We start from the raw sequence: 6,170 nt of genomic DNA, 5'->3' as shown, positions 1-6,170 counted from the left end.
CCTTCTTGTTCCCTGAGGCCGAAGCGACGAGGGGGTGGTCACCCTTCTTGTTCCCTGAGGCCGAAGCGACGAGGGGGTGGTCACCCTTCTTGATCCCTGAGGCCGAAGCGACGAAGGAGCGAGGGTCACGAAGGGTCCGGCGAGATGACGGCATGGCGCAACCACCACACGCTCCGATCACGCCACAGCCGCACTCGATACTGTTCATGCTAGGACGTAGCCGCCCCCACCGGTCTGGTTGCTCTCCTCCAGCGCGCGCCGGCCGATGCGGTCGAGCGCCGCGGTGACGTCCGCGGCCAGCGTGGCGTCGTCGGCGGCGTCGGCATCCTCGGGCAACCAGTCCCGGACCTGCCCGACCAGCCAGTCCCGCCAGGCACGGGCCAGGGTCTCGACCTCGGAGCGGCCGCCGTCGGTCAGGTTGAGGGTGTCGCCGTCGCGGGTGAGATAACCCTTTTCGACGATGCTGTCGTAGAACGAGCTCAGCACGCCTTCGGGGAGGCCGATGCGCTGTTCGAGCGAGGACTGCGACATGGACACACCGAGGAAGCGAGACCGGATCCCCACGCTGAGCAGACCCCAGGCGGTGGCCACATCGATATCGCGCCCGGAATCGGCGATGACATTGCGCAGGATCGCATCGCGTCCGTGACGTCGCAGGATCCGCCCGACGATGGTCTCCAATTGCACCCGGCTGCTGACCTGTTCGGGCATACCGAACCCTTCGGACGGGCCGGTCGCGCTTTCCTTTGCGGCCTCACGCATCGGTACCTGGGGCATGAAGACGGCGAGCAGCAGCGCGAGGATCGCGACCGGGACCACCCAGAGGAACACGTTGTGCAGCGCGTCGGCGTAGGCGTGGATGATGGGCGCCTTCTGCGCGTCGGGGAGTTTGTGCAGGCTGACGGGACTGGTAGCGGCCGCCGGATCGGTCAGCTTCGCCGACATGATCGCCCCGGGCAGATCCGAACTCAGCTTGTTGGAGTACAGCGTGCCCATCACCGAGGCACCGAACGACATGCCGAGGGTGCGGAAGAAGGTGACCGCCGACGTCGCGGTGCCCAGGTCGGCGTAGCTTGCGGTGTTCTGGACCACCAGGGTCAGCACCTGCATCGTCAGGCCGATGCCCAGACCGATGATGAAGATGTACAACGAGGTCACCAGGATCGAGGTGTTCTCGTCCATCAGGGACAGCAGGAACAGTCCCAGTGCGATCACCGCGGAACCGGCTATCGGGAACATCTTGTACTGTCCGGTCTTTCCCACGTAGCCGCCGGCGAGGATCGAGGTGATCAGCAGGCCGATCACCATCGGCAGCATCCGCAGGCCCGAATCGGTGGCCGAGGTGCCCTGCACGTATTGCAGGAACGTCGGCAGGAAGGTCATCGCACCCATCATCGCGAAGCCGACGATGAAGGACAGTATCGAGCAGATCGTGAACACCCGTTTGGCGAACAGGTGCATCGGCAGGATCGGTTCGGCCGCACGCCGTTCCGCGAACACGAAGATCACGAAGCTGACCGCCGATCCGACGAACAGACCGATGATCTGCACCGAACCCCAGTCGTATTCCGAACCGCCCCATGACAGGCCGAGCGTGACCGCGACCGCACCGAGCGAGACGAAGATGATGCCCAGGTAATCGATCTTGGACTGGATACGTTCGCTGATGCCGGGGATCGTCTTGAGGGCCAACGGGATCACGATCAGAGCGATAGGCACGTTGATGTAGAAGGCCCAGCGCCACGACAGGTGGTCGGTGAACAGTCCGCCGAGCAGCGGGCCGATCACGGTGGTCACGCCGAACACCGCACCGAGCGCACCCTGGTATTTGCCGCGATCGCGCAGGGGGATCACGTCGGCGATCAGCGCCGTGGCGGTCACCGTGATAGCACCGCCGCCGATGCCCTGCACGGCGCGGGCGATGATCAGCCACGCCATGTTGCCCGCCAGACCGCAGAAGAACGACCCGACGATGAACACGACGATCGCGCTGATGAAAATCGCCTTGCGGCCGTATAAGTCGCCGAACTTGCCCGCGAGGACCGTCGACACGGTCTGCGCGAGCAGGTAGGAGGTGACCACCCAGCTCATGTGCCCACCGCCGCCGAGGTCGCCGACGATGGTGGGCAGCGCGGTGGACACGATGGTCGAGTCGAGCGCGGCCAGCAGCATCCCGACGACGATCGTTCCGAAGATCCAGTTGCGCTGGGTGACGGAGACGGTCAGGCCTCCGGAAGACTCCGATGGACCGGCTTCGGCGGTGGTGGATGTCACATGTTCCTCCTCGGAATTGGCGTCATCGTAGGCGCATGAGCGGGCCGCCGGTGTCAGGTTCGCCGCGTTTTCCCTGAACAGGGCTGAGTTGTCCGATTCGTCGGGCACTCGTGAGGGCGCGGGCTTCCCGTGACGGCCGGCACATGGTAGATTCCCATCTCAGTTAATGATGACTAACTGAAAGGCTGACGGTGACCGGCACACTCAGCTACCGCGACACCCACGAGGCGAACGTCGCCGGCCTGCGGGAACGCCTGCGAAAGGTGGCTGAGGGCGGCGGCGAGGCAGCCCGGCAGCGGCACCTGTCCCGCGGCAAGCTCCTGCCCCGTGACCGGGTCGACGGGGTGCTCGACGTCGGCTCGCCGTTCCTGGAGGTCGCCCCGCTCGCCGCCACCGGCATGTACGACGACAAGGCCCCGGCGGCCGGAGTCATCGCGGGCGTCGGGCGCATCCACGGCCGCGAATGCATGATCGTCGCCAACGACGCCACCGTCTCGGGCGGCACCTACTATCCGGTCACCGTCAAGAAGCATCTGCGCGCGCAGGAGATCGCCGCCGCCAATCGGCTGCCGTGTATCTACCTCGTCGACTCGGGTGGCGCGATGCTGCTGCAGCAGGACGAGGTGTTCCCCGACCGTGACCACTTCGGCCGCATCTTCTTCAACCAGGCCACCATGAGTGCCGCCGGCATCCCGCAGATATCCGCGGTCCTCGGCTCGTCGACCGCGGGCGGCGCGTACGTGCCGGCGATGAGCGATGAGACGGTGATCGTGCGCAACCAGGGCACCATCTTCCTGGCCGGTCCGCCACTGGTGAAAGCGGCCACTGGGGAAGATGTCTCGGCCGAGGACCTCGGCGGTGGCCTGATGCACTCATCGGTGTCGGGGGTGACCGATCATCTCGTCGACAACGACGAACAGGCGCTGGCCAAGGTGCGCGAGATCGTCGCGACCCTCGGACCACGCCCGGCGCCGCAGTGGGAGGTCGAGCCGCCGCGCGAGCCGCGTCGCGCGCAGACCGACATCTACGACGTGGTGCCCACCGATCCCCGCATTCCGTATGACGTACGCAAAGTGATCGAGGTGATCGTCGACGGAGGTGAGTACACCGAGTTCAAGGAACTCTACGGCACCACCCTGGTCACCGCGTTCGCCCGCATCCACGGCCACCCCGTCGGCATCATCGCCAACAACGGCGTGCTGTTCAGCGAATCCGCCCTCAAGGGAGCGCATTTCATCGAACTGTGCGACAAACGCAGGATTCCGCTGGTGTTCCTGCAGAACATCACCGGCTTCATGGTGGGTCGCGCCTACGAGGAGGGCGGCATCGCCAAGAACGGCGCCAAGATGGTCAATGCCGTTGCCTGCGCACGGGTTCCCAAGTTCACCGTGATGATCGGCGGATCCTTCGGTGCCGGCAACTACTCGATGTGCGGGCGCGCCTACAGCCCGAGATTCCTGTGGAGCTGGCCCAACGCGCGGATCTCGGTGATGGGTGGTCCGCAGGCCGCCGACACCCTGGCCACTGTGCGCCGCAACCAGATCGAACGTCGTGGTGACTCATGGGCTGCCGATGCAGAGGAAGAGTTCAAGGCGCCCATCCGGGAGCAGTTCGAGCGGCAGTCCGACGCCTACTATTCCACCGCCCGGCTATGGGACGACGGCGTCATCGACCCCGCCGACACCCGCACCGTCCTCGGCCTGGCCCTGGAAACCTGCCGCCACGCACCGCTGTCCGACGTCTCCTACGGCGTCTTCCGAATGTGAGCCGCCTCGTGACCACCGTCAAACCCATTCGCACGGTCCTGATCGCCAACCGCGGCGAGATCGCCTGCCGTGTCATCACCACCCTGCGCCGCATGGGAATCCGCAGTGTCGCGGTGTATTCCGATGCCGACGCGAACGCCCGGCACGTCGCCGAGGCCGACGTCGCCGTGCACATCGGTCCGGCCGCCGCCACGCGGAGCTACCTCGACATCGACACCATCGTCGACGCGGCCCGCGCCACCGGGGCCGACGCCGTCCACCCCGGCTACGGATTCCTTTCCGAGAACCAGAAATTCGCGGCCGCACTGGAGGCGGCGGGCATCATCTTCATCGGTCCGCCCGCGGGTGCGATCGCCACGATGGGCGACAAGATCACCGCCCGCGCCGCCGTCGTCGAACGCGATGTGCCGGTGGTGCCGGGTATCTCGCGTCCGGGCCTGACCGACGACGACCTGATCGCCGCCGCCCCCGGGATCGGATTCCCGGTACTGATCAAGCCGAGTGCGGGTGGCGGCGGCAAGGGCATGCACCGCGTCGAGGATCCGGCCGAACTGCCGGCCGCCCTGCAGCGGGCCCGGCGTGAGGCGGGTTCGGCGTTCGGCGACGACTCGCTGTTCCTGGAACACTTCATCGACACCCCGCGCCACATCGAGGTGCAGGTGCTCGCCGACAATCACGGCAACGTCATCCACCTCGGCGAACGTGAATGCTCGTTGCAGCGCAGGCACCAGAAGGTGATCGAGGAGGCGCCGTCGGCGCTGCTCGATCACGAGACCCGCACCCGCATCGGGCAGGCGGCGTGCGATGCCGCCCGCAGCGTCGGCTACTCCGGCGCGGGCACCGTCGAGTTCATCGTGTCCAGCAAGCGGCCCGGCGACTTCTTCTTCATGGAGATGAACACCCGTCTGCAGGTGGAACATCCGGTCACCGAACTCGTCACCGGCGTCGACCTGGTGGAGCAGCAGATCCGGGTCGCCCGCGGGGAGGTGCTGTCGCTGACCCAGGACGACATCGTGCTCACCGGCCACGCCGTCGAGGCCCGCGTATACGCCGAGGACCCGGCCGCGGGTTTCCTGCCCACCGGCGGCACCATCAGCCACCTCGACGAACCGGGCGGACCGGGGGTGCGGGTGGATTCGGCGATGGCGCCCGGCCTGGTGGTCGGCAGCGACTACGACCCGATGCTGGCCAAGGTCATCGCACACGGCGGCGACCGGGAGGAGGCCATCGAACGGCTCGACGCCGCGCTCGCCCACACCCGGGTGCTGGGCGTGGTCACCAACATCGACTTTTGCCGGTACGTGCTGAACCGGCCCGAGGTCACCGAGGCCCGCCTCGATACCGAACTCCTCGACCGTCTCGTGGTGGATTACGCCGAGCCACAACCGGTTCCCGAGGCACTCGTGTTGGTCGGGTTGTGCCGCACCGGAACCCGCGAGAGCGATGTGTGGCGCAGCGCGGTGGGCTGGCGTATCGGTGGACCGGCGCCGGTGATCACCCGCATCGCCGACGGGGCAGACGCCTACACTGTGTCGATCGTCGTCGACGACGCAGCGGAATCATCGCTGCGGGGCACCGCGACCGTCACCCACGACGACGGACGCGACCCCTGGACGTCGAGCATCGTCTACCACGAAGCCGACCAAGGTATTTCGCGGCTCATCGTCGACGGCGTGAGCCAGTCGTGGTCGGCCGCGCGGGTGGACGATGTGTGGTGGGTGTCCGGCGTCCCCGGCACCTGGCGGTTCACCCTGGCCCGTTCGGTCCTCGACGAGGCCACCGACGCCCACGCCGGCGACCTGGCCAGCCCCATGCCGGGTACCGTCGTCGCGGTCCCCGCCGCCGACGGCGCCACCGTCGCCGCGGGCGAGCCGGTGATCGTGGTGGAGGCGATGAAGATGGAACACACCCTGACCGCGCCCGTCGACGGGGTGGTCACCCTGTCGGCCAAGGCCGGCGACAAGGTTGCCGCAGGCCAGATCCTCGCCACCGTAACCCCCTCGCCGGTTGAGGCCCCTCCGCTGGTTGAGGTGCCCCCTTCGCTGGTTGAGGTGCCCCCTTCGCTGGTTGAGGCGCGAGGAGCGCAAGCGACGAGCCTCGAAACCTCGTGAGCGAACAATGTCATCTCAC

The 6,170-nt window shown here is 67.1% G+C and carries 3 protein-coding genes; 2 read left to right on the top strand and 1 reads right to left on the bottom strand.

The genetic code is table 11. The features are described 5' to 3' along the window. Positions 1-204 precede the first annotated feature (204 nt). Positions 205-2,274 carry an MDR family MFS transporter gene (locus GOAMR_RS18230; RefSeq protein ID WP_170319182.1) on the bottom strand — a complete coding sequence of 690 codons (2,070 nt, stop codon included), beginning with the start codon at positions 2,272-2,274 and terminating at the stop codon, positions 205-207. 191 nt (positions 2,275-2,465) lie between these two features. Here GOAMR_RS18230 and GOAMR_RS18225 point away from each other — a divergent pair, with 191 nt between their 5' ends. Further along, positions 2,466-4,040: a carboxyl transferase domain-containing protein gene (locus GOAMR_RS18225; protein ID WP_005191327.1), complete on the top strand. Its 1,575-nt coding sequence runs from the start codon at positions 2,466-2,468 to the stop codon at positions 4,038-4,040. An 8-nt stretch (positions 4,041-4,048) separates the two neighbouring features. Continuing rightward, on the top strand, positions 4,049-6,151 hold the full coding sequence (locus GOAMR_RS18220; protein WP_005191325.1) for an acetyl/propionyl/methylcrotonyl-CoA carboxylase subunit alpha: 2,103 nt from the start codon (positions 4,049-4,051) through the stop codon (positions 6,149-6,151). Positions 6,152-6,170: the final 19 nt, after the last annotated feature.

It is taken from the genome of Gordonia amarae NBRC 15530 (assembly GCF_000241345.1).
GTDB classification, from domain to species: Bacteria; Actinomycetota; Actinomycetes; order Mycobacteriales; family Mycobacteriaceae; genus Gordonia; species Gordonia amarae.
This window is presented reverse-complemented; position numbering and strand designations above follow the sequence as displayed.